General features: G+C 62.7%; 23 protein-coding genes. 8 read left to right on the top strand and 15 right to left on the bottom strand.

Annotation, left to right across the window (positions count from 1 at the left end; all coding sequences use genetic code 11):
• Positions 1-30: 30 nt before the first annotated feature.
• From mdcH to ACLD1Y_RS02035, 8 genes are all read right to left on the bottom strand, one after another.
• Positions 31-930, bottom strand: coding sequence for a malonate decarboxylase subunit epsilon (gene mdcH / locus ACLD1Y_RS02070; protein WP_429474992.1), 900 nt, complete (start codon positions 928-930; stop codon positions 31-33).
• Positions 927-1,514, bottom strand: a complete 588-nt coding sequence (locus ACLD1Y_RS02065) for a malonate decarboxylase holo-ACP synthase (protein ID WP_429474990.1) — start codon at positions 1,512-1,514, stop codon at positions 927-929. Before ACLD1Y_RS02065 ends, mdcH begins: the two co-directional genes overlap by 4 nt.
• Positions 1,508-2,278 (bottom strand): biotin-independent malonate decarboxylase subunit gamma, encoded by a 771-nt coding sequence (mdcE, locus tag ACLD1Y_RS02060; RefSeq protein ID WP_429474988.1) that lies wholly within the window; start codon positions 2,276-2,278, stop codon positions 1,508-1,510. Before mdcE ends, ACLD1Y_RS02065 begins: the two co-directional genes overlap by 7 nt.
• A complete protein-coding gene (locus ACLD1Y_RS02055; protein WP_429474986.1) occupies positions 2,275-3,117 on the bottom strand; it encodes a biotin-independent malonate decarboxylase subunit beta in 843 nt (280 codons plus the stop codon). Before ACLD1Y_RS02055 ends, mdcE begins: the two co-directional genes overlap by 4 nt.
• Complete coding sequence (locus ACLD1Y_RS02050) at positions 3,110-3,409, bottom strand: malonate decarboxylase subunit delta (RefSeq protein WP_135290263.1); 300 nt, start codon at positions 3,407-3,409, stop codon at positions 3,110-3,112. Before ACLD1Y_RS02050 ends, ACLD1Y_RS02055 begins: the two co-directional genes overlap by 8 nt.
• Positions 3,409-4,242 (bottom strand): triphosphoribosyl-dephospho-CoA synthase, encoded by an 834-nt coding sequence (locus ACLD1Y_RS02045; RefSeq protein ID WP_429474984.1) that lies wholly within the window; start codon positions 4,240-4,242, stop codon positions 3,409-3,411. The genes ACLD1Y_RS02050 and ACLD1Y_RS02045 overlap by 1 nt, the downstream gene beginning before the upstream one ends.
• A complete protein-coding gene (mdcA, locus tag ACLD1Y_RS02040; RefSeq protein WP_429474982.1) occupies positions 4,243-5,913 on the bottom strand; it encodes a malonate decarboxylase subunit alpha in 1,671 nt (556 codons plus the stop codon).
• A 314-nt stretch (positions 5,914-6,227) separates the two neighbouring features.
• A complete protein-coding gene (locus tag ACLD1Y_RS02035) occupies positions 6,228-6,467 on the bottom strand; it encodes a DUF6124 family protein (protein ID WP_122488784.1) in 240 nt (79 codons plus the stop codon).
• Between the two features lie 429 nt (positions 6,468-6,896).
• On the opposite strand from ACLD1Y_RS02035, the gene ACLD1Y_RS02030 reads away from it, so the two are divergent.
• Positions 6,897-7,184 carry a HigA family addiction module antitoxin gene (locus ACLD1Y_RS02030; protein ID WP_429474980.1) on the top strand — a complete coding sequence of 96 codons (288 nt, stop codon included), beginning with the start codon at positions 6,897-6,899 and terminating at the stop codon, positions 7,182-7,184.
• A gap of 154 nt (positions 7,185-7,338) precedes the next feature.
• On the opposite strand, the gene ACLD1Y_RS02025 is transcribed toward ACLD1Y_RS02030, so the two are convergent.
• The 6 genes from ACLD1Y_RS02025 to pilG all read right to left on the bottom strand — a co-directional run bounded on the left by ACLD1Y_RS02025 (position 7,339) and on the right by pilG (position 17,171).
• On the bottom strand, positions 7,339-7,794 hold the full coding sequence (locus ACLD1Y_RS02025; RefSeq protein WP_429474979.1) for a chemotaxis protein CheW: 456 nt from the start codon (positions 7,792-7,794) through the stop codon (positions 7,339-7,341).
• The gene (locus ACLD1Y_RS02020) at positions 7,787-13,606 is read right to left on the bottom strand and encodes an Hpt domain-containing protein (RefSeq protein WP_429474977.1); all 5,820 of its coding nucleotides are present in this window, start codon (positions 13,604-13,606) and stop codon (positions 7,787-7,789) included. The genes ACLD1Y_RS02025 and ACLD1Y_RS02020 overlap by 8 nt, the downstream gene beginning before the upstream one ends.
• Before the next feature lie 160 nt (positions 13,607-13,766).
• Entirely contained in the window at positions 13,767-15,818 is a 2,052-nt protein-coding gene (locus tag ACLD1Y_RS02015; protein WP_429474975.1) for a methyl-accepting chemotaxis protein, read from the bottom strand.
• On the bottom strand, positions 15,815-16,339 hold the full coding sequence (locus ACLD1Y_RS02010; RefSeq protein ID WP_429474973.1) for a chemotaxis protein CheW: 525 nt from the start codon (positions 16,337-16,339) through the stop codon (positions 15,815-15,817). Before ACLD1Y_RS02010 ends, ACLD1Y_RS02015 begins: the two co-directional genes overlap by 4 nt.
• 12 nt (positions 16,340-16,351) lie before the next feature.
• Positions 16,352-16,717 (bottom strand): twitching motility response regulator PilH, encoded by a 366-nt coding sequence (gene pilH, locus ACLD1Y_RS02005; RefSeq protein ID WP_014720320.1) that lies wholly within the window; start codon positions 16,715-16,717, stop codon positions 16,352-16,354.
• Between the two features lie 46 nt (positions 16,718-16,763).
• A complete protein-coding gene (gene pilG / locus ACLD1Y_RS02000; RefSeq protein WP_429474971.1) occupies positions 16,764-17,171 on the bottom strand; it encodes a twitching motility response regulator PilG in 408 nt (135 codons plus the stop codon).
• 238 nt (positions 17,172-17,409) lie between these two features.
• On the opposite strand from pilG, the gene gshB reads away from it, so the two are divergent.
• From gshB to ACLD1Y_RS01965, 7 genes are all read left to right on the top strand, one after another.
• The gene (gshB, locus tag ACLD1Y_RS01995; RefSeq protein ID WP_429474969.1) at positions 17,410-18,363 is read left to right on the top strand and encodes a glutathione synthase; all 954 of its coding nucleotides are present in this window, start codon (positions 17,410-17,412) and stop codon (positions 18,361-18,363) included.
• A gap of 77 nt (positions 18,364-18,440) precedes the next feature.
• Positions 18,441-19,346, top strand: a complete 906-nt coding sequence (locus ACLD1Y_RS01990; RefSeq protein ID WP_429474967.1) for a TonB family protein — start codon at positions 18,441-18,443, stop codon at positions 19,344-19,346.
• A gap of 174 nt (positions 19,347-19,520) precedes the next feature.
• Positions 19,521-20,090, top strand: coding sequence for a YqgE/AlgH family protein (locus tag ACLD1Y_RS01985; protein ID WP_429475368.1), 570 nt, complete (start codon positions 19,521-19,523; stop codon positions 20,088-20,090).
• Positions 20,090-20,527: a Holliday junction resolvase RuvX gene (gene ruvX / locus ACLD1Y_RS01980; RefSeq protein ID WP_005792259.1), complete on the top strand. Its 438-nt coding sequence runs from the start codon at positions 20,090-20,092 to the stop codon at positions 20,525-20,527. The genes ACLD1Y_RS01985 and ruvX overlap by 1 nt, the downstream gene beginning before the upstream one ends.
• 74 nt (positions 20,528-20,601) lie before the next feature.
• The gene (pyrR, locus tag ACLD1Y_RS01975; RefSeq protein ID WP_429474963.1) at positions 20,602-21,108 is read left to right on the top strand and encodes a bifunctional pyr operon transcriptional regulator/uracil phosphoribosyltransferase PyrR; all 507 of its coding nucleotides are present in this window, start codon (positions 20,602-20,604) and stop codon (positions 21,106-21,108) included.
• A 24-nt stretch (positions 21,109-21,132) separates the two neighbouring features.
• Positions 21,133-22,137 (top strand): aspartate carbamoyltransferase catalytic subunit, encoded by a 1,005-nt coding sequence (locus ACLD1Y_RS01970; protein ID WP_016976042.1) that lies wholly within the window; start codon positions 21,133-21,135, stop codon positions 22,135-22,137.
• A complete protein-coding gene (locus tag ACLD1Y_RS01965) occupies positions 22,134-23,405 on the top strand; it encodes a dihydroorotase (protein ID WP_429474960.1) in 1,272 nt (423 codons plus the stop codon). Before ACLD1Y_RS01970 ends, ACLD1Y_RS01965 begins: the two co-directional genes overlap by 4 nt.
• Before the next feature lie 86 nt (positions 23,406-23,491).
• On the opposite strand, the gene ACLD1Y_RS01960 is transcribed toward ACLD1Y_RS01965, so the two are convergent.
• A complete protein-coding gene (locus tag ACLD1Y_RS01960) occupies positions 23,492-23,920 on the bottom strand; it encodes an NINE protein (protein WP_429474958.1) in 429 nt (142 codons plus the stop codon).
• Positions 23,921-23,972: the final 52 nt, after the last annotated feature.

The raw sequence follows: 23,972 nt of genomic DNA, 5'->3' as shown, positions 1-23,972 counted from the left end.
TTTTGTGCTTCGAAAGCCTTGGGTGGTGCTTTATCGGTGGCGGCGCTCCTCCTCTTGCAGCAGGGCCTGCAACGTATCCAGGCGTGCGCCTTCGCAGGCGATCACCGTGCCTTGTTCAAACACCCGGCGTGACAGGCCGGTGAGTACGGCGCCCGGGGGCAGTTCGATTTGCAGGCGCACGCCGCGTTCATAGGCGCTTTGCACGGTGCCGCGCCAGTCGACAACGCGGCACATGTTGAAGGCCAGGTCATCGCGCAGGTGTTCAGGGTTGTGGATAGGTCGCGCACGGGTGCTACTCAGGTAAGTGATGCGCGGCGCCTTGAGCGGCACGAAGGCACTCGCCAGGGCCTGGGCCGGTTGTTCCAGCAGCGCGCAATGGGACGGCACGCTCACGGCCAGGCGCTTGGCGATGCCGTTGCCCTTGATGCGTTGGGCCACACGCTGCATGGCGGCATCGCTGCCCGCAATCACGGTTTGGTTGTCGGCATTGATATTGGCCAGGTACACCGGGGTTTCGGGGCTGTGGATCTCGGCCAGCAAGGTTTCGACTGTGGATAACTCCGGGCCGATGAGTGCGGTCATTCCATAGCCCTGTGGATAAGCGTTTTGCATCAGTTCGCCGCGCAGGCTGACCAACTTGAGCGCGTCGCTGAAGTCCAGGGCTCCGGCGATGACCGCTGCCGGGTAGGCGCCGATGGACAGGCCCGCGACGTAATCCGGGGCGTGTTGCAACAGGCGGGCGTGGGCCACGCCTGCGATCAACAAACACAGCTGCACGGCGCGGGTACTCGCCAGGGCTTGCGCCGAATCCAGGGTGCGAACGTCCTCGCCCAAGGCGTCGCTGGCGTGTTCCAGCACATCGGCGGGCAACGCCTGGAGCATGCCCGGCCGTTGGGCGCCCTGCCCCGGAAACACCAAAAGGCTGCTCATGCCACGGCCTGCCAGGGGTCGATCACCAAGTGCGCACCGCTGGCGGTTTTCAGCAGTACCCGCCGTGATGCACCGGCCCATTCGCGTAAGGCAACTGCGCCGAAAGGCGTTTGCAGTTGCAGGTCTACGGCGCATACCGCCTTGTCCAATGCCGCCAGCAGATCGCGTGCATCGTTGCGATCCAGCGGCTCGGGCGTACGCAATATCAAATCCAGATCGCTTTGGGCATGCAGCGCTTCAATGCCCGTGGCCAATTCAAAACCCGCACTGCCGGTGACGCCCCAGTTCAGCGGCGCCAGCACCGGACGTAGTTGAGCGAGTGCCTGCAACGCCGGTAGATCCCGGGGCGAAGTCACCTCGCACAACGCTTCCGGCGCGACCCGGCGCTGTATGGCAGCCATCGGCATCACCGCGCCAAGACGCTGCTCACGCAAGCGCCCGCGCACGCCGACGGCGACAAGCCCTGGGGCAACGATGGCGCGACGCACCACCACCGCGCCCAGCGCATCCGCCGCCCACGCCGGAGCCTCAGCAGGCAGATGCGCCGGGGTCATGCCCCAGAGCAAGTCGTGGGCGTTCACCATTGTTCCCGCAGCAGTTGGCGTACGTGGCTGGACGCGGCGCGATTGGTAGCACCTAAGCGGCCGCTCAAATCAGACGTGGCGATGTCCTTGATCGCACTGACCAGGCAATCGCCAACCCGCTCAACATCCTGCTCGGTAGGCTGTTCAATCTGGCTCACCGACAAGGTCTCCCACAGCAAACCCAAGCTGGCATAGCTGTCGATGTCATACGCCATCGGCGGCACGCTGGCGGCCAGGGCTTCAAGTTCTTCGACACTGCGCAGGGTCACCCGCGCCGCCGACGCTTTGCCCATGGCGTGCACCATCACGCCAGGGTCGCGCAGGGCGATCAGGCGGTTGGCTTGGTAACCGTGAGCGAGGAACGCGCCGGACATGGCCTTGCCCACCAGCAACGCGATCACCGGGTGCCCGGCCAAACGTGCACGGGCATAGCTGTCCGCCGCAGCGGCCAAGGCCTGATGGATGCCGAGGGCTTCTTCGCGGCGGCCGTAAGCTTGGCTTGGCACATCGACGATGGCGATCAGCGGGCGCTTGTCACCTCGGGCGATGGCTTCGTCCACGGCCTTGGCCAGGCCCCAGCCTTCCAGCAAACCGACTTCGCCATTGCGCGCGCGGGGGAAGCGGTTGTGAGGGTCGGTGACCACGGCGAGATAGCGAACGGGTTGTTCGCCCAATACGCCGTCGGCCACCTTCAAGGAATCCGGCAACCCCTTAACGGGTGTTGCACCGGCACTCAGTGCGTTGAACCACTGCAGCCCTCTCATGAGCGTTCTCCTTGATACAGCGTGCGCACGGTCGCGGGGTTGATTTGCGGTGTGGCGTCCAGTTCAGCGAGGCGCGCCAAGTAGTGCTCGGCCTGGCGGCTGCGTTGTTGTTCCGGCAAGCCTTGGCGTAAGAGTGCGCTGACGGTCTGTTGGATATCGGCCACGTCGTCAGCCACGTAACGGTCAGCCAAGCCACTGTTGAAACGTTGCTCGCCACCGGTGAGGCTCCAGATGAAAGGCCGGTCGCGGGAGTCATATTCTTCAAGCCCCGCTTCCTGCTCGATCACTTGCGGGCCGTTCAAGCCCAGGCGCGCTTCACGGGTCACCACGAGGTAACTGCACAAGCCCGCCGCAATCGACATACCGCCAAAGCACCCCACACTGCCCGCCACCACGCCGATCACCGGCTGGTATTGGCGCAAATCGACAATCGCCGCGTGGATATCGGCAATCGCCGCCAGCCCCAGGTTGGCTTCCTGCAAGCGCACGCCGCCGGTTTCCAGCAGCAGCACGGCGCGGGTGGGGATGCCCTTGCGGTTGTCTTCGGCGGCCAGCTCCAGAGCACCGGCGATTTTCGCACCGCCGACTTCGCCCAAGCTGCCGCCTTGGAAGTTACCTTCGATGGCAGCAATCACCACCGGTTTGCCATCGATACTGCCCTTGGCGATCACCACGCCGTCATCGGCCTGGGGCACCACGCCCTGGCGGCTGAGCCACGGTGACATGACGCGCTGGAACGGGTCGATCAATTCGCGATAGGAACCGGCGTCCAGCAAGGCCTTGGCCCGCTGCCGTGCGCCCAATTCGACGAAGCTGTGTTTGGCGAGTAGATCAGTCATGGCCAACCTCCTCGAAGCCCTGCTCCAGGCGCAGACGCACCACGCCGGGGGTGGCGCCGAAATCGTGGATATCAATCTTCATGGCCGGTGGTGTGTGTTCCTGGAAGATGCGTTCAAACAGGTGTTGCCAACGCTGTTCGGCGCCATTCACCGAGGTCTGCACCTGAATGGTCAGCGTGCCCGGCGTGCCCGGTTCCAGCAGCACTTCCAAATCGCCCGAGCCCACACAGCCCACCAGCGCACGGCCCTTTGGCGGCTGCCCGGCGGGGAATTCAAAGGATAAGGTTTCCATCACAACGCTCCGTCGAGGCGGTCGATAAACAGGCAGGCGGCCAACAGGTCAGCGGCGCCGCCGGGGGAGGCATTCAGGGCCAGCAGTTGGTTATCCAGTTCATGCAATTGGCGGCGACCGGCCAGGGTGGCGCTGCCGCCCGCATCCAATACAGCTTGGGCACCGCGCTGCATGGCGTGGATCCCTTCGGGGCCTGCGCGGTAGAGCACGCAGGTGTCGGCCAGCTCGGTCATGATGGCGAGCAAGGCATCCAGGCGGGCGTTCTGTTCGCCGGTGTTTTGCTGGCGGCTTTTGCGCAATTGCGGCAAGCCGCGTTGCGTAACCGAAGGGAAACCCAGTTGCGCTTCTTCACGGGCACCGCGCGCACCGTAACGCTGGGCGACCTGGGCGCCGTGGCTCATGGGTTGCGGGGCGTAACGGTCGTTGAGCAGGGCTAAACGAGCGGCGGTCAGCGTAATAGCGCAGGGCTCCAGAGCGGCCGCCGCAGTCAGCAAACCGAGGGCCCAGATCGCACCGCGATGGGTGTTCACACCGTTGGTGGTGATGAGCATCGCTTGCTCACCTTCACGACCGATCCGACCCAGGGCTTCGCGCAGGGGCAAGCCAATCTCGCCGATGTCGAGGGCCGCTTCGGCCATTTCCTTGAACATCGGCCACAGCGACAGCGCCGAGGCGTGCATCAGGCCCAGGTGCAAATCGCTGTGGGCGCCGTTGCCACGACGGTCCACCAGGGCAGGTTTGGGCGACAGGTCGGCCTCATCGATCAAGGCATCTACCGCCATGTCTGCCAGGCGTTCAGCCAGGCTCAGTTCATGCAGTTTGAGGGCGCGCATTTACCAGCTCCTGAATTTGGCGGGCGGGTTGTACAGGCCACCGGACCAGTCCACCAGGTCGGCCACGCTCTTGGCGGCCAGCAGCTCACGGGTGGCGTCGGTGCGGCGGATGCCGAGGTCTTCGGGCAAGGCGATCAAGCCTTCGCGGCGCATGCGTGCGGTGTCCTTGGGGTTGTGACGCAGGCCAATGGCGGTCACCCCGGCAACGGCGGCGATCATCGCCTGGCGCTCTTCCAGGGAGCGCGCTTTGTAGAGATAGGCGATGCCTTCTTCGGTGAGCAGGTGGGTGACGTCGTCGCCGTAGATCATGATCGGCGCCAGGGGCATGCCGCTTTTGCGCGCCACCTCCACCGCGTCCAGGGTGTTGACGAAGGTGGGTTTGCCGCCCTCCTGGAAGGTCTCAACCATTTGCACCACGAGTTTTTTGCCGCGTTCGAGCAACGCCTCCGGCGCATCGTCGTGGCGCATATCCAGCCATGCCGGCGTGCCATGGCGACGACCACGCGGATCGTGGCCCATGTTCGGCGCGCCACCGAAACCGGCGAGGCGGCCACGGGTCACGGTGGAGGAATGGCCGTCGCCGTCCACTTGCAGGGTCGCGCCGATGAACAGGTCCACCGCGTATTGCCCGGCCAGTTGGCAGAACATGCGGTTGGAGCGCATCGAACCATCGCGGCCAGTGAAGAACACATCCGGGCGGGCGGCAATGTAGTTCTCCATGCCCAGTTCGGTGCCGAAGCAATGCACGCTTTCGACCCAACCGCTTTCGATGGCTGGGATCAGCGTGGGGTGCGGGTTAAGGGTCCAGTTGCGGCAGATCTTGCCCTTGAGGCCCAAGGATTCGCCGTAGGTGGGCAGGATCAATTCGATGGCGGCGGTGTTGAAACCGATGCCGTGGTTGAGGGACTGCACGTTGTGTTTTTCGTAGATGCCACGGATCGCCATCATCGCCATCAGCACGTGCACTGGCTTGATATGGCGCGGGTCGCGGGTGAACAGTGGCTCGATATAGAACGGCTTGTCGGCCACCACCACAAAGTCCACCCAACTGGCCGGGATGTCCACGCGGGGCAAATCGGTGACGTCGTCCACCAATTGGTTGACCTGCACGATCACGATGCCATCGCTGAAGGCTGCGGGCTCGATCAGCGCTGGCGTGTCTTCGGTGCTGGCGCCGGTGTAGATATTGCCCGCGCGGTCGGCCATGAAACCGGCGGAAAGCACCACGTTGGGGATCAAGTCCACCACCAGCCGCGCATAGAGTTCGATGTAGGTGTGAATCGCGCCGATTTCCAGCAGGCCGTCTTCCAGCAACTGGCTGATGCGCAGGGATTGGGTGCCGGCAAAAGAGAAATCGAGCTTGCGGGCGATACCCTTTTCAAACAGGTCCAGGTGCTCGGAACGGCCGACACTGGGCATGATCATGTGCAAATCGTGGAGCTTGGCGGGGTCGGTTTTGGCCAGGGAGCGCGAGAGGAAGTCGGCCTGTTTTTGATTGTTGCCTTCCAGCACCACACGGTCGCCGGGGAGGATCAGGGCTTCGAGGGCTTCGACGATCTTGTCGCTGGCCAGTACTGCGCCGTCTGCATAGTGCTTGACCAACCCGAGCCGCCGCTGCTTCTCATCGCGCCGCCGCGTCCAGCGCGAGTCGGGGGTAGTTATTGTTGTCATGGTCGCTCCACGGGGTTGGCTGTCGTGGGCTGTACCTTAGGAGTGAACCTGTGGGCGCATCAATCAAGCTCAGCGGCTGATCGTTACGGCTGGAGTAATGGAACATCAGCAAACGCTAACTTAAACCAGATAGAGATCAAAATGTGGGAGCGGCGGTGCGACGATTCGACTTGCTCGCGAATGCATCGCATCAGTCAACACACCTCTAACTGACCCTCCGCATTCGCGAGCAAGCCCGCTCCCACATTTTCTAGGCGGCGCCTATTAATTCGCGGTCCCACAAAGGGACCGATCAGTCCCTATTAGGGACCGTTTCAAACATCATGTGACGGACTGACTTGTTCCAGCGCCCGCTCCACCAACAGTTGCCCCAGCTCTGCCATTTGCTGAATCCCAAGCATGATTGCCCGCTGCGAGGCGTCCAGGTCAAAGGCCAGGTTGCAGGTGAGTGCGTTGAGGGACGATAAGGTTTCGCTGGCGTTGACCAGCAGGGTTTCGGTGTTTTGGTGGGGGTTGACGGTGAATAGGGGTGGATTGGGGGTGGGCTTGACCATGATTTACAGCTCCGATATGTGATGGAGACTGCCCTCTTCCGCTTGCACGCGAATTAAGGTGGCAGCCGTGCGCAGGTGTGCAAGACCGGGCATATCGGACCCCGGCAGACCCCGAGGGATCTCCCGCGCACAGCCGCCATAACAAATACAGCAGGCATGAAAAACGCCCGTTGAAAGGCTAAGGGCGTTGGTGCGCCGACATGAAACCGGACTTGCACGTCCGTGTCACCGTTTTTTGCGATGACGGGACGAAGACTAGGCCCGCCGACCGCACCCGACAAGTTCATGCCCTGCCCAAAATCTTGCAGGAAAAATCCGAAGCCCTGCCGGCAAAAAAAAGGAAAATTCATACAGCGCTTAAGGTTGTTGCCGGGAACTAGCCCTTTTAGTCTTTTTGGCCGCATGGCCACCGCGATAGGACTGACCAACATGCCCCTGCACAACCCACCTCACCCAGGCGAAATCCTGCTTGAAGATGTGATTCCCGCACTGGGCATCACCATCACCGAAATGGCCCGTCGTCTTGGGTTTGCCCGTGAGACGTTTTCAAGGATTTTGCATGGGCATGCGCCGGTAAGCCCAGACTTGGCCGTGCGACTTGAGCGAGCGGGGGTGAGTACTGGACGGTTATGGCTGTCGATGCAGAGCGCCTACGATTTGTGGCAGGCCGAACATCGTGAGCAGCCGGTGATTGAGCGGTTTGCGCGGATTGAGTAGCGGGCACGGTCTATCCAGCGCTGAAGATCAAATGTGGGAGCGGGCTTGCTCGCGAATGCGGTGCATCAGTTACAAATATGCTGACTGACACTGCGCTTTCGCGAGCAAGCCCGCTCCCACATTTTGATCTTCGCTGGGGCTAAGAAAGTAGGAATCAGGCCAAGCCGGACTCCACCAGCAACGCTTCCAGCCCCATCAAATCCGGCACCCTCGCCACATGCTCCCCCACCTGCACCGCCGCCAGCTCCAGCGGGCACAACGGCACATCCACATAACTCAGTTGGCTGTCGAGCTTGTACGAGCGTGGAATACCCTGGATCACCAACGCAATAAACTTCAACGTCGGCCGCCCGCCCAAGGCGTTCAGCACCACGATGCGTGAGCGCTCGCCGGTGACGGCCGCTTCACCGCACACCGCTTCAAAGCTGATCAGCGGCAGTAGCTGATCCCGCCAGGTGACTTGGCGCAGGTACCACGGCGGCGCATCGCTGGCCGGTTCGCCGCGTTGGAAGTCGATCAGTTCGGCGATGGCGACGTTGGGCAGTACCAAGTGGCGGTCAGCCAGGGGCAGCAGCAGGCCGGTGAGTTGGCTGGTGCGGTGGTCAAGCATGGGACTTGCTCCAGTAGGCGATGCTTTCCAGCAGCACCGACTCTTGGTACGGCTTGCCGAGGTAATCATTCACGCCAATGGCCATGGCGCGGTCGCGGTGTTTCTGGCCGGTGCGGGAGGTGATCATGATGATCGGCAGGCGCATCAGCCGGGGGTCGTTACGCACTTGGGTGGCCACTTCGAAGCCGTCCATGCGCGGCATTTCGATGTCCAGCAGCATCAGGTCCGGGGTGTGTTCTTCGAGCACGGCGATGGCGTCGATGCCGTCCTTGGCGGTCAGCACGTTCATGCCGTTGCGCTCCAGCAGGCGGCTGGTGACTTTGCGCACGGTGACCGAGTCGTCCACCACCAGCACCAGCAACGGGCGTTTTTTCAACGGGTCGTTGAGGATCAGCGGCGCATCCACCACCTGGGCTGGCAAGGCCGGTTGGCGTGCGCGGATGTGCGCCAGCAAGTCGATGATCAGCACCACGCGCCCATCCCCCAGAATGGTCGCGCCGGATAAACCCTGAACCCCGGCAAACTGCGGGCCCAGGCCCTTGACCACGATCTCCCGCGTACCGGCCATGGCATCCACATGCACCGCCACGTGCCGTTCATTGCAATGCACCAACAGCACCGGCACCGGCTGGTACTGGCCCAGCAGTTTCGGGCGGCCGACGGTGTGCAGCAGGTCACCCAGGTAGAACAGCTCATAACGCTGGCCGGCGTATTCATAATGCGGCGGGTCTTGCTGGTAATGCCCCGCCAACTCATGGGGCAGCACCCGCACCAACCCTTCGATGGTATTGAGGGGGATCGCATATTGGTCGTCCGCACACTGCACCATCAGCGCGCGGTTGACCGATACGGTGAACGGCAAGCGAATGCGAAAATGCACACCCACGCCCGGCGTCGACTCGATGAACATTGAACCACCGAGCTGGCGCACCTCTTCATGCACCACGTCCATGCCCACGCCGCGCCCGGAGATCTGGGTGATTTTTTCCGCGGTGGAAAACCCCGGCTGCAGGATGAACTGCAATACGTCACGGTCGCTGATGTCTTGATTGGGGTCGAGCAAACCACGCTTGATTGCCTTGCGCCGTACCGCGTCCAGTGGCACACCGGCGCCATCGTCGCGCATGTCGAAGACGATATCGCCGCCTTCGTGGGTCAGGTCCAGGGTGATGCGGCCCTTCTCGGGTTTACCCGCCAGCAGGCGTGCCTCGCGGGATTCCAGGCCATGGTCAACGGCGTTGCGCAGCATATGTTCCAGCGGCGCCACCATGCGTTCCAGCACGTTGCGGTCCATCTCACCTTCGGCATTGCCGACGATAAACTCCACGTCCTTGCCCAGCTCCTCCGCCACCTGGCGCACGATGCGCTTGAGGCGCGGCAGCATGCGCTCGAAGGGCACCATGCGTGTGCGCATCAGGCCTTCTTGCAACTCGGTGTTGATGCGCGCCTGTTGCTGCAACAGGTCGTGGGCGTCCTGGTTGCGCGTGTCGAGGGTGTCCTTGAGGTCGAGCAGGTCGGACACCGATTCAGAGAGTGCACGGGACAACTGCTGCAACTGGGAATGGCGGTCCATTTCCAGCGGGTCGAATTCTTCGTAACCCAGGCGCTCGGCCTCGGCCTGCTGGCGGCTGAGGATGCGGCCCTGGGTTTCGGTGTCGAGGCGCCGCAACTGGTCGCGCATGCGCTCAATGGTGGTTTCCATTTCGTTGAGGGCGATGCGTGCGTCGTTGACCTGCTGTTCGATGCGCCCCCGGAAGATCGAGGTTTCGCCCGCCAGGTTGACCAGGTCGTCCAGCAGGTCGGCGGAAATTTTCACCATATCCGCGGCGGGGTCGACCACCGCTTCCGCCTTGCCCGTGGGCAAGGCCACTGGCATCACCGGCTCAGTGCTCGGGTGCACCAGGCTTTTGATGCGCTCGATCAGCTTGTCCACCGAGCCCACCGGCAAACCCTCTGCCACCGCATCAACCATCTGTGCCAGGCGGTCATGGCAGCCTTGCAGCAGCGCGAACAGTTCCGCAGACGGCGCCAGCAAACCCGCCGACAAGCCTTCGTAAAGAAACTCCAGCTCATGGGCCAGGTCGCCAATCGGCCCAATCTCGACCATCCGCGCACCGCCCTTGAGGGTGTGCAGGTCGCGCAGCAGGGTTTCCACTTCCTGGCGGTTGCCGGGCTCAGCCTGCCAGCGCAGCAGCGCGCTGCTGGAGCTGTCGAGGATATCGGCGGCTTCTTCGAGGAAGATCTCCAGCAATTCCGGATCGGCGCCCGGCGTTTGCGCAGCAATCGCCGGTGCCGCCGGGGGATTGTTCTGGCGCAATGCACGTACCTTGGCGACCAGTTCGGCACTGTCGCTCAGGGGCTGATGGTGTTGCAGTTCTTCCAGTTGCAGGGCCAGTCGTTCATGGCTGGCCATCAGCACATGGGACAACTCGGCGCTGTAGCTGTAGCGGCGGTCCACCAGGCCTTCGTACAGGCATTCCAGCTCATGGGCCAACTCGGCCACCGGCCCGATTTCGGCCATGCGTGCGCCGCCCTTGAGGGTGTGCAAGTCGCGCTGCAATGAGGACAACGGCGCCGCGCTGTCGGGCTCCAGCAACCAGCGCTTGAGGGACTGCCCAGCGCTGTCGAGGATATCCACGGCTTCTTCAAGGAAGATCTCAACGATCTCATCGTCCACTGCCGTTTCGTGATCCAGTTGCTGGGTCGCGGCCCCCAATTCGGAAATACTTAGCGCACGGCTGCCGTCGCTTTTTATCAGGCCGGTGGCGGACGGATCGAGGGCTTCGTCCAGCAGCTCGCGCAAGGCTTCGACCCGCGCCGGTGCCGGGCTTATCTCCTGGCCGGCGGCCAGTTGGTCGAGCATGCTGATCAGCGCTTCGTGGGCCTGTTCGGCCTCGTGGAAGAACCGCTCGCTGACCGCCAGGCTGCTTTCTTCAACAGCGCCGTACAGGTCGAGCAAGGCTTCGCACAGCTCGTCGATGGGGTGCAGGTCGGCGATGTGCGCGCCCTCCCCCAACGTGGTCAGTTCATCCAACAGTGCGGTGAGTTCCTGGCGCTCGCCGGGGTGCTGTTGCCAGCGGCGCAGCAGGTTTTCGGCGTCAAGCAGGATGTCCATGCCCTGGGCCAGGAAGTTGGCGATCAGTTGCGGGTCGCGCTTGGTTCGAAGGCCGGTGTTCGGCGCATCGAGCAAGGCTTCAAGCTGGTGATCGAGCAGGCTTTGGGTGCGGTCGATCAGGTCTTGTGCGCCTTTGATCGGTGCCAGCGGGTCACGGTCCAGATGGCGCAGCCCACGTTGGAACAGGCCTTCGGCTTCCAGCAGCAACTCCACTTCGTCCAGGTCCAGCGGCAGGCGGTGGGCCTTGTATTCGCGGGTCAGGTGGTCCAGCGGCCGCGCCAGCTCGGCGATGGGTAACACGCCGGCCATGTAGGCGCTGCCTTTGAGGGTATGCAGGGCGCGTTGCAGTTCATCGCTGACTTGCAGCGGCACATGCTCGGCGGCCTGTTGCAGGAAGTGGTTAAGGCTTTCCAAATGGCTCTGGGCTTCGTTGCGGAAGATCTCCAGCAACATCGGGTCGTGGGCTTCGGCGGCCGGGAACTGTGCGCCGCTGGCCAGGGCATGGGCGCGGGCGGCCAGGGCGTCGACTTCATCCCGTTGGTGCTGGTCGTCGGTGGCGAAGTCGGCGATCAATTCCGGCAGCAGGGCCACCGCTTCATCCAGTACGTGTTGAACCTCGGGGCCGAGCGTAACGCTGCGTTCCAGCACGCGGTTGAGCAGGTTTTCCACGGCCCAGGCCAGCTCCGCCAACACCAGCGCGCGCACCATGCGGCCGCTGCCTTTGAGCGTGTGAAAAGCTCGGCGCATTTCGCCTTGGGCGGTTTTGTCGGCGCTGTTGGGCAGGTGGCGGTGCAATACCTCGAGGACTTCGTCGGTTTCTTCGAGGAACACTTCACGCAGTTCGTCATCGATGGGTTCTTCATCGGCTGGCGGCGGCAGCAGGCTACCGGGGCGTTGCAGGGCCGGTGGGTTCAGGCGCGAGGTGGGGCTGGCCAGTGCATCGAACTGGGACTGGGTCGGCGTGATCTCTGAGGACAGCGCGCCGTCCGGCGCAACCAGTGCTTGGCGCCAGGGTTTTTCAGCTGGCAGGTAACCCAACGCCGCCAGGCCTTGGGTGGCCAGTTCCAGCACCCGCTCGCCCGCGGCATCGGGGTCCTGGAGCATGCGTTCCAGGTAGTATTCAAGGCTGCTGACCACATCGGCGAAGTGGCTCAACTGCATCTCGGACGGCGGGTTGTCGTCGGCCATCAGTTGTTCGTCGACGTAATCGGTGCAACCGCGCATCAGGCTCGCCGCCCGGGGCAACGGGATCATCGCCAGTGCACCGCGCACCTGGCTCAGCAGCTCCGGCAGGGATTCCAGGCGCTGGCGGTCCCAATCAGCCTCGATGCAGTCGATGACCAGCTCCTTGGCCTGCTTCAAGCACTGGCAGGACTCGCGGATCACCAATTGGTGGATCTGAGTCAGGTCGGTGGTGGGCAAACGGCTTTCTTCGCGGCTCTCCGGCTCGACGGTGCCGACCATCCCGGCCAGCGTGGCTTCGACGTAAAGCAAGGCGCCGGCGACGTCCATCAGCACCGCGTCGTTGGGTTCGCGTTGACCCTGGGCCAGGCTCAGCACCACGGCGAGTTGGTCGATGATCACTTTGCGCGGCTGACCGAAGCCCAATACCGCCAGGGTGTCGGCGATCTGCCGCAACGGCGCGAGCAGCGCATCGAGGTCGCTGGTGTGTTGGCGGTCGCTGCGCACAAACAGGTCGAGGCGTTCCTTGACCCTCACCAGTTCCTCGCACAACGCACCGAGTACCGAGCCCATGGCGTTACGGTCCGGCCCCGCCAGGCGCGCACGCTCGGCATCGACCACGGCACTGTCGGGCAAGGCTTCGTCAAGGCCGTAGCGTTCCTTGAGGCTTTGCATGCGCGGCGTCGGCCGGGTGACTTTGGCGACATAGAACAGCAGGCTTTTGAGCAGCTCATCCGGCGCCGGTTGGTTGATGCCGCCGATGCCTTGGGCCAACAAGCGCTTGAGTTGTTTGTCACTGGCCTTGAGCAGGCTGCGCAGCGCCGGGCTATTGGCGATCACGCCAGTGAGCATACCTTCGACCAGCGCCGAGGTGACTTGCCACAACGGCAGCAACGGTGCGCCCTGGCACAACGCTTCAAGCCGGGCGAACACCCGCGCCATGTCTTCCAGGTTGCTGGGGCCGTGGTCTTCCCTCAATAGCCCGGCCAAGGCTTGCTGCAACAGTTGATGCCATTGGCGCAGTTGGTCTTGCAAGTCGGGGGGAGCACGTTGGGCCAGGGCTTCATCGGGCAGTGGCGCAATCGACAGCAATTGCGGGCTGAACAGGCTGGTCTCCGACAGCAGGCTTTCGCCCCGCGCGCTGCGCAGGTCGTTGAGCAGCGGCAAGACCACCAGCGGCAGGTCACGACGGGCACTGTGCACGCGGTCCAGGTAAAGCGGCAATTGGCTGAGGGCTTGTTGCAGCAGGCGGATGCTTTCGTCGCGCTGGCTGACGCGATCGGCTTGCAGGGCCAGGGCCAATTCTTCCAGCTCTTCGGCCAGCAACGCTGCGCCGTAGAATTCGACCATTTGCAGCGCACCATGCACTTGGTGGATGGCGGCCAGGCACTCGCTGATGGCGTCGCCGTCAGCGGTTTCGACAAACGCGTCCAGCGCCGAGCGTGCCTGTTTCAGGGTTTCGGCAATGTCGCCCTTGACCCATTCGAGGGCCACGTAGTCGTGCCGATCAACCATATTCACTCCGGTGAGAATTTTTGAGTTGCGGGTGCTACCAGAAACAATGGAGATCAACTGTGGGAGCTGGCTTGCCTGCGATGGCGGCTAGTCAGTTGATACATGTGTAGCTGACCCACCGCTATCGCAGGCAAGCCAGCTCCCACAGTTTGACTGTATTTCAATCATCGACCTGTTTGGCCGCAGGCAGGGTGAAGCCCGAAACCGACCTGCGCAACTGGCTCGCCATCTTGGCCAAATTACCGATACTTTCGGCAGTCGCCGTCGACCCCGACGACGTCTGCGTCGTGATCTGCTGAATCACATTCATCGTCAACGAAATCTGCCCCGCTGAACTCGTCTGTTGCTGCGCCGCATTCGAAATGCTCTGGATCAACGCCGCCAGCGTCTTGGATACGCCTTCGATCTCCTCCAGCGCCACCCCGGCGTCCTGCGCCAAACGCGCCCCGCGCACCACTTCGGTGGTGGTCTGCTCCATGGAGATCACCGCTTCGTTGGTGTCGGCCTGGATCGCCCGTACCAGGGTTTCAATCTGCCGCGTGGCGGCTGACGAACGCTCGGCCAGGCGCTGAACCTCATCGGCCACCACGGCGAAGCCTCGCCCGGCGTCACCGGCCATGCTGGCCTGGATCGCGGCGTTGAGGGCGAGGATGTTGGTCTGGTCGGCAATGTCGTCGATCAGGCTGACGATATCGCCAATTTCCTGGGAAGACTCGCCCAGGCGCTTGATGCGCTTGGCCGTGTCCTGGATCTGCTCGCGGATGTTGTCCATGCCGTGGATGGTGTTGTGCACCACCTCGTTGCCTTTGTTGGCGATCTCCACCGAGCGCTCGGCCACGGCCGAGGATTCGGCGGCGTTGGCCGAGACCTGGTCGATGGACTGGGCCATTTGGTTAATGGCAGTGGACGCTTCGGCGATCTGCTGCGCCTGATGCTCCGACGCCTGGGCCAGGTGCATAGCGGTGGCCTGGGTGTCCTGCACCGCGCCGGCCACCTGCCCCGCCGTGAGGTTGATGGTGGCTACCAGGTCGCGCAGTTGGTCGACGGAATAGTTGATGGAGTCGGCGATGGTGCCGGTGAAGTCTTCGGTCACCGAGGCGGTTACGGTGAGGTCGCCGTCGGCCAGGTCTTCGATTTCGTCCAGCAGGCGCATGATTGCGTTCTGGTTGCGCTCGTTCTTCTGCGCGGTTTCATGCAACTGGCGGTTGGTTTCGCGCACCATCACCAAGCCGATCAGGATGATCGAGGCCAGCGCCAGCAAGCCCAGCACATAGCCGCCAATGGTATCGAACGTGCGCCCACTGGCGAGGTTTTCAAACCCGGTGGCCAGGTGCGAGGCTTCATCGAGCAAGGTTTGCGAGAGGTTGAAGATATTGCTCGCCGAAGCGCGCACCTGGAAGAGTTGCGGCGAGGTTTCGAGAATTTCATCCACCGAACCTGAAACGAATTCGAACAGTTCGGCGATTTCCGCCAGCCGCGCGCGGGCGTCGCGGTCTTCGACCTGGGTAATACGCAGGCCGGCGTTGCCCTGGAGCATGCCGTTGAGTACCTGGCCGAAGCGGTTGGCGTCGCGGCCGAAGGCATCGGCGGCCTGGACGGCGGTTTCGTCGCCGGCCAGCACCGTGTTGACTGCGCCCAGGATGCGTTCGGCCAGCAATGACTGGCGCTGGGCCAACGCCACCTGGCTGGCCGGGGCGCCGCGTTGCAGCAGGATATCGACGACCTTTTCCGACTCCAGCTGCAGTTGGGGCACGGTTTCAGCCAGGGTCGCGGCGACTTGATGCAAGGACAACACGGTCTGCTCGCTGGCCAGGATCGCATCGGTATTTTTCAGCAGGGCTTCCCAGTCGGTCTGTACGGCGCGCATTTCGGCGCGTACCGCGCTGGGTGCGGCGGGCAGGCCGGTTTGCGGGTCGCCTTTTTTCAGGTAGCCCCAACGCTGGGCAAAATCGTTGCGTGCGTCAGACAGCAGCTTGAACGCGGCCGCCTTGCCGGCGGCGGCTTCGGTGGCGTTCTTGGCGATGCGCTGGGACAGCACGCGCAATTCACCGGCATGGCCGATGTACTGCTTGTCGTACGTGGACTGGGTGTTGAGGTACGCGAAGTTGGCGAACAGCAGCATGATGAACACGATCAGGGCGATAAACAGCACGATGATCTGTGAGCGACTGCGCGAAGCGGCCTGGGGTTTGGGCGTAGTCGGGGTAGTCATGCGGCAACATCCATGAAGCCTGGGGCCTGAGCCAGGGTGAAGGGGCTGAAGACCTGCCACAGCGGGTCGCCGTCGAACTGGCCCTGGATATACGGCGTGCCGGGAACGGCATTCGCCTGCAAGGCGTCTTGCGCGAAATGCTGCATGCCTACCACCTCATCCACCAGCAGCCCGACAAACAAGTCGTTGTATTCCACCACCAGCACCCGCCGTTGCTTGCGCGCCCTGGACAGTTCAAGGCCGAGAAACCCACCCAGGTCCATCACCGGCAGCAGGCGCCCGCGCAGGTTGGCCACGCCCTTGACCCAGGTCTTGACCCCGGGCATCAGCGTGCAGTGCGGCTCATGCAGCACTTCGGCGACTTCGCCCATGGGCGCCACGTACCAATGCTGGCCCAGGCGAAAACCGATGCCGCTCCAACGCTGCAGGCGGGTTTCCTGGGAGGGCAGGTCGGCGGCCAGCAGGCGGCAGCGGCGGTCGATGTCCAGCAACAGCTCAAAGGCGGTTTGCGACTCGGTCATGATGGCCTGCCGTCAGCCGGCCAGCACCTTGTTCAGGGTGGCGATCAGGGTTTCTTCGTCCACAGGCTTGGTCAGGTAGTCCTTGGCGCCCTGGCGTGCGCCCCAGATCTTGTCGGTCTCCTGGTCCTTGGTGGTAATGATGATGATCGGGATGCCGTTGGTTTCCGGCTCCTTGGACAGCTGGCGGGTGGCCTGGAAGCCGTTGAGGCCCGGCATCACGATGTCCATCAGCACGGCGTCGGGTTTTTCCTGGCGGGCCAGGGCCACGCCGTCCGCACCGTTTTCGGCTTTGAGGACCTGGTGGCCATGCTTTTCCAGCATGCCGGTCAGTTTGTACATTTCGGTCGGCGAATCGTCGACGATCAGAACACGTGCCATGGTTTTCCCCACTACTTAGGTAGACGCCAGCCCTTGTGGGGCGGTGTCAGTGTGCTTGTTCCACTGCGGCGAAGGCAGGCACGTAGGCCTTGATCGCACCCAGCAGTTCTTCCTTGCTGAACGGCTTGGTCAAAAACTGATCGACACCCACGATGCGCCCCTTGGCCTTGTCGAACAGGCCGTCTTTGGAGGACAGCATGATCACCGGGATCGACTTGAACGCCGGGTTGTTCTTCACCAGGGCGCAGGTCTGATAGCCATCCAGGCGCGGCATCATGATGTCGACAAAGATAATGTGCGGGTGATGGTCAACAATCCGCGCCAGGGCATCGAAACCGTCGATGGCCGTGATGACTTCGCACCCCACGTTCTTCAACAGGGTTTCGGCGGTGCGGCGGATCGTCTTTGAATCGTCGATCACCATCACTCTCAAGGCGTTGGAATGCTGTTCCATATCTGCTCTACCATCGCCACAGCGAATCGGTTTTCGGTGTGTACTGCCTGATGTTGCACAGGATGAGCGCCGCAAGCCTTGGAATTCAAGGGCCGCTGCGCCGTGGCAGTCTTTTTAGCACAGTCTCGGGGAGCAATCTATCGAGGCACCCGCCAGGTGGTTTTTCCTTGACCCACAACAGCCGCAGCGCCACTCTGACGCCACTTTTATGCGCCCTAATTTGCTAGAGGAAATCCCCATGAGCGTTCGCGTCGGCATTGTCATGGACCCTATCGCCAGCATTTCCTATAAAAAGGACAGTTCGCTGGCCATGCTCCTGGCCGCCCAGGCCCGCGGCTGGACCCTGTTCTATATGGAGCAGCGCGATCTTTACCAGGGTGACGGCGAGGCCCGCGCTCGCATGCGACCGCTGCAGGTATTTGCCAACCCTGAGAAGTGGTTCGAGCTTGAGGACGAAATCGACAGCCCCTTGAGCGATCTGGACGTGATCCTGATGCGCAAGGACCCGCCGTTCGACATGGAGTTTGTCTACTCCACCTACCTGCTGGAGCAGGCCGAGCGTGCAGGCGTGCTGATCGTCAACAAACCGCAAAGCCTGCGCGACTGCAACGAAAAGCTGTTCGCTACCCTGTTCCCACAGTGCACGCCGCCAACTGTAGTCAGCCGCCGTGCCGACGTGCTGCGTGAATTCGCCGCCAAGCACGGTGATGTGATCCTCAAGCCGCTGGACGGCATGGGCGGCACCTCGATCTTCCGTCATCGCGCCGGCGACCCGAACCTGTCGGTGATCCTGGAAACCCTGACCGCCCTAGGCACCCAGCAGATCATGGGCCAGGCCTACCTGCCGGCGATCAAGGACGGCGACAAGCGCATCCTGATGATCGACGGCGAGCCGGTGGATTACTGCCTGGCACGCATCCCGGCCGCAGGCGAGACCCGTGGCAACCTGGCGGCCGGTGGCCGCGGCGAGGCACGACCTCTGTCAGAAAAAGACCGTTGGATTGCAGGCCAAGTTGGCCCGACCCTGCGGGAAAAAGGCTTATTGTTTGTAGGTCTTGATGTAATTGGTGAGCACCTCACCGAAATCAACGTCACCAGCCCTACCTGTATCCGTGAGATCGACAACGCATTTGGCACGAACATCGGCGAAATGCTGATGGCCGCCATTGAGCGCAAGCTACAAGCCAAGTGACATAGAACAGCCGGACACACACCAACATTGCGTTATCATGCGCCACCTGTGAAACGCGCGATGTTGGTTTTCTTGTCATGACACTCCCGTCCGATCTGCCCCCCGAACTCTCCCACAGCGGCGTACGCCCGGCTGATCGGCTCGGATTTACCCTGTTCTTGGCGGCGTTGATTCACCTGGCGCTGATCCTTGGCGTGGGTTTCACCATGGTCGAGCCCAAACAGATCACCCAGACCCTGGAAATCACCCTCGCCACCTTCAAGAGCGAGAAGAAGCCCGAGAAAGCCGACTTCCTCGCCCAGGACAACCAGCAAGGCAGCGGCACCCTGGACAAGAAAGCGATACCCAAGACCACCGAAGTGGCGCCGTTCCAGGACAACAAGGTCAATAAAGTCACGCCCCCGCCGGCGCCCAAGCCCGAGGTCAAGCAGGCCGCGCCAAAGGCCGCCGTGACCACCGTCGCACCCAAGCCGCAAAAGGCCCCGACCCAGCGCGAAAAAGCCAAGACCGAACCTACGCCCGAGCCGGTCAAGCCGGCGCCCACTTTCGACAGTTCGACGCTGACCGACGAAATCTCCAGCCTGGAAGCCGAGCTGGCCCACGAACAACAGCTGTACGCCAAGCGCCCACGCATCTACCGGCTCAATGCCGCCTCCACCATGCGCGACAAAGGCGCCTGGTATAAGGACGAATGGCGCAAGAAGGTCGAGCGCATCGGCAACCTCAACTACCCGGACGAAGCACGGCGCCAGCAGATCTATGGCAATTTGCGCTTACTGGTGTCGATCAACCGTGACGGTACGTTATATGAGGTGCAGGTACTGGAGTCCTCCGGCCAGCCGCTGCTGGACCAGGCCGCTCAGCGCATCGTGCGTCTGGCTGCGCCTTTCGCGCCATTTACGGGTGACCTGAACGACGTTGATCGCCTGGAAATCATCCGCACCTGGAAGTTCGCCAAGGGCGACCGCCTCTCCAGCAACTGAGGCCTCAAGAGCAGCCTTGTTGTGGCGAGGGCGCTTGCTCCCGCTGGGCTGCGAAGCGGCCCCAGAAAATGGGCCTGCTGCGCAGTCCAACGGGAGCAAGCTCCCTCGCCACAGTCATATGCCCACAGATGATCAGACTTGTCAGTTCGCCCCTCCACCGCCACACTACCGAACATGAAAAACGTCAGCCCGACCTACCTCAAGCACCAATTCCTGATCGCCATGCCCCATATGGCCGACCCGAACTTTGCGCAAACCTTGACCTATATCGTCGAGCACACAGCCAAGGGTGCGATGGGGTTGGTGATCAACCGTCCGCAAGAGCTGAACCTGGCGGATATCCTTGAGCAATTGCGCCCCGAGATCGACCCGCCGGCGCGCTGCCAGGGCGTGCCGATCTACGTCGGCGGGCCAGTGCAGACTGATCGCGGCTTTGTGCTGCACCCGACCGGGCCGAAATTCCAGGCCACGGTTGACCTTGAAGGCGTGTCGTTGTCGACGTCCCAGGATGTGCTGTTCGCCATCGCGGACGGTATCGGCCCTGAGCAAAGCGTGATCACCCTTGGCTATGCCGGTTGGGAGGCAGGCCAGCTGGAAGCGGAACTGGCCAGTAATGCCTGGCTGACATGCCCGTTCGATGCCGAAATCCTGTTCAACACCCCCAGTGAGCTGCGCCTTGAAGCGGCGGCGGCCAAGCTGCGGGTCAACCTTAGCCTGCTCACCAGCCAGGCGGGGCACGCCTGATGGCTTTGCGTTTGATATTGGGTTTTGACTACGGCACCAAACAGATCGGCGTAGCGGTCGGCCAGGTGATTACCGGCCAGGCCCGCGAGCTGTGCACCTTGAAAGCCCAGAACGGCATACCCGACTGGAACCAGGTCGAAGCCCTGATCAAGGAGTGGAAGCCCGATGCCGTCGTGGTCGGCCTGCCCCTGAACATGGACGGCACCCCCAGCGACATGTGCCTGCGCGCCGAAAAATTCGCCCGCCGCCTCAATGGCCGCTACAACCTGCCCTTCTATACCCACGATGAGCGCTTGACTACCTTTGAAGCAAAGGGTGAACGCCGTGACCGTGGCGGGCAGAAAGGCAGCTACCGCGACAACCCCGTGGACGCCATCGCCGCCGCCTTGTTGTTGCAGGGCTGGTTGGACGAAAACACCGCTTTATTTGAATCCTGACTGACGCGGCTTGCCGCGTTTTTTTACGTTTGAGCCCGGGCCTTGCCCTGCGCCAAGGCCTTGAAGGAGCCCCCATGAGCTTGCCGAACCCCGCCGAACTGATCAGCCAGATGGCTAAAAGCCTTACGGCCCATCTGCAACACCGCGCCATCAGCGAGCCGCGTTTTATCGGCATTCGCACCGGCGGTGTGTGGGTGGCCCAGGCGTTGCTGGAAGAACTGGGCAGCGACGCGCCCCTGGGCACGCTGGACGTTTCCTTTTACCGCGACGATTTCAGCCAGAACGGCCTGCACCCTCAAGTGCGCCCGTCTGCCCTGCCGTTCGAGATCGAAGGCCAGCACCTGGTGCTGATCGACGACGTACTGATGAGCGGTCGTACCATCCGCGCCGCCCTGAACGAACTGTTCGACTACGGCCGCCCGGCCAGCGTGACCCTGGTATGCCTGCTGGACCTGGACGCTGGCGAACTGCCGATCAGCCCGGATGTGGTGGGTGCCACACTGTCGCTTGCAGCCCACCAGCGAGTAAAATTGTCCGGTCCAACGCCGCTCGAACTCGAACTGCAAGACCTCGCCCTTTAAACCGCCTTGTAAAGAGTCCCCGCGATGACGCCTCTAGATGCCAAGCGCCCGCTGCAGCTCAATGCTCAGGGTCAGTTGCAACACTTCTTGTCCCTCGACGGTTTGCCCCGCGAACTGCTCACCGAAATCCTCGACACCGCCGACTCGTTCCTCGAAGTCGGTGGCCGCGCGGTGAAGAAGGTCCCGCTGCTGCGCGGCAAGACCATCTGCAATGTGTTCTTCGAGAACTCCACCCGCACCCGCACCACCTTTGAACTGGCGGCCCAGCGGCTGTCGGCCGACGTGATCACGCTGAACGTGTCCACCTCGTCGGCGAGCAAGGGCGAAACCCTGCTCGACACCCTGCGCAACCTGGAAGCCATGGCCGCCGACATGTTCGTGGTACGCCACGGCGACTCCGGCGCCGCGCACTTCATCGCCGAGCACGTGTGCCCGCAGGTGGCGATCATCAACGGCGGCGACGGCCGCCACGCCCACCCGACCCAGGGCATGCTCGACATGCTCACCATCCGTCGGCACAAGGGCAGCTTTGAAAACCTCTCGGTGGCCATCGTCGGCGACATCCTGCATTCACGGGTCGCACGTTCGAACATGCTGGCCCTCAAAGCCCTGGGCTGCCCAGATATCCGCGTGATCGCACCCAAAACCCTGCTGCCCATCGGCATCGAGCAGTACGGCGTGAAGGTCTACACCGACATGGCCGCAGGCCTCAAGGATGTGGACGTGGTGATCATGCTGCGCCTGCAACGTGAGCGCATGGCCGGTGGCCTGCTGCCCAGCGAAGGCGAGTTCTACCGCCTGTTCGGCCTGACCACCGCACGTTTGGCCGGCGCCAAGCCAGATGCCATCGTCATGCACCCGGGCCCCATCAACCGTGGGGTGGAGATTGAGTCGGCGGTGGCCGATGGTCCGCAATCGGTGATTTTGAACCAGGTGACCTACGGCATCGCCGTCCGCATGGCCGTGCTGTCCATGGCCATGAGCGGGCAAACCGCGCAACGTCAATTCGAGCAGGAGAACGCCCAGTGAAGCTCAGCATCCTCGGCGCTCGCGTCATCGACCCAGCCAGTGGCCTGGACCAAGTTACCGATCTGCACCTGGACGCGGGCAAGATCATTGCCATCGGCGCCGCACCGGCCGGTTTCAGCGCAGTTGAAAGCATCGACGCCAAGGGCCTGGTAGCCGCGCCCGGCCTGGTAGACCTGAACGTCGCCCTGCGCGAACCGGGCTACAGTCGCAAAGGCACCATCACCAGCGAAACCCGCGCCGCTGCCGCCGGTGGCGTGACCAGCCTGTGCTGCCCACCGCACACCAAGCCGATCCTGGATACCTCGGCGGTGACCGAGCTGATCCTCGACCGCGCCCGTGAAGCCGGCAATTGCAAAGTGTTCCCCATCGGCGCCCTGAGCAAAGGCCTGGAAGGCGAACAACTCGCCGAGCTGATCGCCCTGCGCGACGCCGGTTGCGTGGCGTTCGGCAATGGCCTGGAGAGTTTTCGCAGCACCCGCACGCTGCTGCGCGCCCTGGAATACGCGGCCACCTTCGACCTGACGGTGATCTTCCACTCCCAGGACCGCGACCTGGCCGAGGGCGGCCTGGCCCATGAAGGCGCCGTGGCCAGCTTCCTCGGCCTGCCCGGCATTCCGGAAACCGCCGAGACCGTGGCCCTGGCCCGCGACCTGCTGCTGGTGGAACAAAGCGGCGTGCGTGCGCACTTCAGCCAGTTGACCAGCGCCCGCGGTGTCGCCCTGATCGCCCAGGCCCAGGCCCGTGGTTTGCCGGTAACGGCGGATGTGGCGCTGTATCAACTGATTTTGACGGACGAAGCGCTGATCGACTTCTCCAGCCTTTACCACGTGCAGCCGCCGCTGCGTACCCGTGCCGACCGTGACGGTTTGCGTGCGGCGGTGAAGTCGGGTGTGATATCGGCGATTTCCAGCCATCACCAGCCCCATGAGCGGGATGCCAAGCTGGCACCGTTTGGTGCGACAGAGCCGGGTATCAGCAGTGTTGAGCTGTTGCTGCCATTGGCGATGACACTGGTTGAAGACGGCTTGCTCGACCTGCCGACGCTGCTGGCACGCCTGAGCACGGGACCGGGCGAGGCCCTGCGCCTGCCAGCGGGCAAGTTGGCCGTGGGTGGGCCGGCGGACCTGGTGTTGTTCGATGTGGGCAGCTCGACGGTGGCCGGGGAACATTGGCTGTCGAAGGGTGAAAACTGCCCGTTCATCGGACATAGCCTGCCGGCGGCGGTGCGTTACACCGTGGTCGATGGGAGAATCACCTACAAGGCCTGATAGCCCACCTCTCTAATGTGGGCACAGTAAATGTGGGAGGGGGCTTGCCCCCTCCCACATTTGGATCTCACTCTGGTTCAGAAAACTCAGCGACCGCCATTACGCTCAGCATTACGAATCGAAATCTGCGTATTCAACGTCCAGAAGTCATACAGCACCCCCACCAGGAACAACCCACCCGTCAGCAGGTAGATCAGGCCACTGATCCATTTGCCCTGGTACATGCGGTGCACACCAAACACGCCAAGAAACGCCAGCAGTATCCAGGCGATGTTGTACTCGATAGGCCCGGCAGTAAACCGCAGGTCGGCTTCACGGTCCATGGCCGGGATCAGGAACAGGTCGATCAGCCAGCCGATACCCAAAAGGCCGAAGGTAAAAAACCAGATCGTGCCGGTTACCGGCTTGCCGTAATAGAAGCGGTGCGCCCCGGTAAAACCGAAAATCCAGAGCAGGTAGCCGATCACCTTGCTGTGGGTGTCTTGCTGGGGATAATCCTGTCGATAGGTGTTCATCGCGTACCTCTTTTGCCTCGATAGATAAATTTTTTCATTTTCTTTGTGACTT

The organism is Pseudomonas sp. 18175 (assembly GCF_050432925.1).
Taxonomy (GTDB): domain Bacteria; phylum Pseudomonadota; class Gammaproteobacteria; order Pseudomonadales; family Pseudomonadaceae; genus Aquipseudomonas.
Note: the sequence above shows the minus strand (reverse complement) of the source record. Positions and strands in the feature narration are given on the sequence as shown.